The sequence below is a fragment of the Bacillus pfraonensis genome, from assembly GCF_050768835.1.
GTDB lineage: Bacteria > Bacillota > Bacilli > Bacillales > Bacillaceae_G > Bacillus_A > Bacillus_A pfraonensis.
This window is the reverse complement of the sequence record NZ_JAHCDO010000094.1, coordinates 1-1,039: the sequence shown is the minus strand read 5'-3', so window position 1 is coordinate 1,039 and position 1,039 is coordinate 1. Positions and strand designations below refer to the sequence as shown.

The following is a 1,039-nucleotide window of genomic DNA, read 5'->3' as shown; positions in this document are numbered from 1 at the left end:
CCTACTTACCAGCCTAACTGCTTGGACGTGCACAACCAATCGCACGCTTCTTCTATCCTTCTGCGTCCCTCCATTGCTCAAACGATAAAGAGGTGGTACAGGAATATCAACCTGTTGTCCATCGCCTACGCCTGTCGGCCTCGGCTTAGGTCCTGACTAACCCTGAGCGGACGAGCCTTCCTCAGGAAACCTTAGGCATTCGGTGGACGGGATTCTCACCCGTCTTTCGCTACTCATACCGGCATTCTCACTTCTAAGCACTCCACCAGTCCTTCCGGTCTGACTTCACTGTCCTTAGAACGCTCCCCTACCACTGATACCATAGGTATCAATCCGCAGCTTCGGTGGTGTATTTAGCCCCGGTACATTTTCGGCGCAGAGTCACTCGACTAGTGAGCTATTACGCACTCTTTAAATGGTGGCTGCTTCTAAGCCAACATCCTAGTTGTCTAAGCAACTCCACATCCTTTTCCACTTAATACACACTTTGGGACCTTAGCTGGCGGTCTGGGCTGTTTCCCTTTTGACTACGGATCTTATCACTCGCAGTCTGACTCCCAAGGATAAGTCATTGGCATTCGGAGTTTGACTGAATTCGGTAATCCGATGAGGACCCCTAGTTCAATCAGTGCTCTACCTCCAAGACTCTAACACTTGAGGCTAGCCCTAAAGCTATTTCGGGGAGAACCAGCTATCTCCAGGTTCGATTGGAATTTCTCCGCTACCCACACCTCATCCCCGCACTTTTCAACGTGCGTGGGTTCGGGCCTCCATTCAGTGTTACCTGAACTTCACCCTGGACATGGGTAGATCACCTGGTTTCGGGTCTACGACCACGTACTAAACGCCCTATTCAGACTCGCTTTCGCTACGGCTCCGCCTCTTCAGCTTAACCTCGCACGGGATCGTAACTCGCCGGTTCATTCTACAAAAGGCACGCCATCACCCGTTAACGGGCTCTGACTATTTGTAGGCACACGGTTTCAGGATCTCTTTCACTCCCCTTCCGGGGTGCTTTTCACCTTTCCCTCACGGTACT

At 51.6% G+C, this 1,039-nt stretch carries 1 rRNA gene; it reads right to left on the bottom strand.

The window, feature by feature from the left end:
* A 23S ribosomal RNA gene (locus tag KFD70_RS29250) occupies positions 1-1,039 on the bottom strand; the annotation flags it as partial.